This is a genomic window from Streptomyces bambusae, from assembly GCF_019400985.1.
Classification (GTDB): domain Bacteria; phylum Actinomycetota; class Actinomycetes; order Streptomycetales; family Streptomycetaceae; genus Streptomyces; species Streptomyces bambusae_A.
Genome location: NZ_WTFF01000601.1, coordinates 1 through 1,809, shown reverse-complemented (window position 1 = coordinate 1,809; position 1,809 = coordinate 1). Strand labels below are relative to the sequence as shown.

At 79.1% G+C, this 1,809-nt stretch carries 3 protein-coding genes; all 3 read left to right on the top strand.

Features of this window, described 5'->3' with window-relative positions; genetic code table 11:
• A partial coding sequence (locus tag GPJ59_RS35950) for an NAD(P)/FAD-dependent oxidoreductase (RefSeq protein ID WP_219672319.1) occupies positions 1–601 on the top strand: 601 nt, incomplete at its 5' end.
• A gap of 673 nt (positions 602–1,274) precedes the next feature.
• Positions 1,275–1,589: a (2Fe-2S)-binding protein gene (locus GPJ59_RS35945; protein ID WP_219672318.1), complete on the top strand. Its 315-nt coding sequence runs from the start codon at positions 1,275–1,277 to the stop codon at positions 1,587–1,589.
• Positions 1,570–1,809: FAD-dependent oxidoreductase (locus tag GPJ59_RS35940; RefSeq protein WP_219672317.1), on the top strand; the 240-nt coding region annotated here is incomplete at its 3' end. The genes GPJ59_RS35945 and GPJ59_RS35940, both read left to right, overlap by 20 nt.

Genomic DNA, 1,809 nt, shown 5'->3' with positions numbered 1-1,809 from the left:
CGTCCGCACCGCGCGGCGCGAGCTGCGCGCCGGGGCCGTCGTCAACGCCGCCGGCACCTGGGGCGGGGCGGTCGCCGAACTCGCGGGCGTGGCCCTGCCGGTGCTGCCGCGGCGCGGCTTCGTGCTGGTCACCGAGCCGCTGCCGCGGGTCGTCCGGCACAAGGTCTACGCCGCCGACTACATCGCGGACGTGGCCAGCGGCTCCGCCGCGCTGCAGTCCTCGGGGGTGGTCGAGGGCACGCCCTCCGGCCCGGTCCTGATCGGCGCCACCCGCGAACGTGTCGGCTTCGACCGCTCGTTGTCGGTGCAGGCGCTGCGCCGGCTGGCCGCGCAGGCGGCCGCCCTCTTCCCGGTCCTCGCCGACGTACGGGTGCTGCGCACGTACCACGGCTTCCGCCCCTACCTCCCCGACCACCTGCCGGCGATCGGCCCCGACCCGCGGGTGCCGGGCCTGCTGCACGCCTGCGGCCACGAGGGCGCAGGCATCGGCCTCGCCCCGGCAACCGGCACCCTGATCACCGCCGCCCTGACCGCCACCACCCCGCCCCTGGACCCAACCCCGTTCCGCCCGGACCGCTTCGGCACGGGGGCTGCCGGATGAGCCCCGAACCCGGGGCGCCTCCGGCACCCGAGACGCCTGCGGCGTCGGGGCAGCCCACGGCGCCTGCGGCACCCGAAGCACCCGGGCAGCCTGCGGCACCCGCGGTACTCGCCGCGCCCGGGCGGAATGTGGTGCCTGCGACATCCGGGGCGCCCGAGGCGTCCGGGCGGCCTGCGGCACCCACGGCGCCTGCGGCACCCACGGCGTCCGGGCGGGCTGCGGCACCCGCCGCATCTGGGAGGCCCACGGCGCCTGCGGCACCCGAAGCACCCGGGCAGCCCGCGGCACCCGCGGTACTCGCCGCGCCCGGGCGGAATGTGGTGCCTGCGGCATCCGGGGCGCCCGAGGCGTCCGGGCGGCCTGCGGCACCCGCCGCATCTGGGAGGCCCACGGCGCCTGCGGCACCCGAAGCACCCGGGCAGCCCGCGGCACTCGCGGCACTCGCCGCGCTCGGGCGGAATGTGGCGCCTGCGGCATCCGAGGCGCCTGAGGTGTCCGGACGGCCTGCGGCGCCCGAGCGGCCCGCGGCGCCTGCGGTGCCCGCGAAGTCTGCGGTGCCCGCGAACCCCGCGGCGCCCGCGAAGCCCGACGCGCCCGAGGCGCCCGCCGGGTCCGCCGTCCCTGCCCCGTCCCTCCCGTCCCAACCCACCCATTCCCCGAAGGAGACCGCACGATGAGCCGGACCCCGCGTGACGTGGTCGGCGGTGTCGCGGAGGATGCGTACACCGTGACCTTCGACGGTCGCGAGATCCCCGCGCTCGCCGGGCAGACGGTCGCCGCGGTGCTGTGGGGCGCCGGGATCATGGCCTGGCGGACCACGCGCGAGGGCGGCGCTCCGCGCGGTGCCTTCTGCGGGATCGGCAGCTGCTACGACTGCCTGGTCACCGTCGACGGCCGCCCCAACCAACGCGCCTGCCTGGTCCCCGCCCGCCCGGGAGCCGCCATCACCACCCAGGAGGGCACCGGCCATGCCGACCTCGCCGTCTGACCGTTCGCCGTCGGGCGCCTCCCTCGCGTCCCCGGCCGAGGGCACCGGCCTCGCCGACCTGGCCGTCGTCGGGGCCGGGCCCGCCGGGCTTGCCGCCGCCGTCACGGCCGCCGGGCTCGGGCTGCGGGTCGTGCTGCTCGACGCCGGGGAGCGGGCCGGGGGCCAGTTCTACCGGCAGCCCGCGGCGGCGCTCGGCGCCGCCCGGCCCGAGGCGCTGCAC

What these genes read in the sequence shown, in the direction of transcription:
- GPJ59_RS35945 (WP_219672318.1), top strand. Translation starts at nt 1,275, where the DNA reads ATGAGCCGGACCCCGCGTGACGTGGTCGGCGGTGTCGCGGAGGATGCG.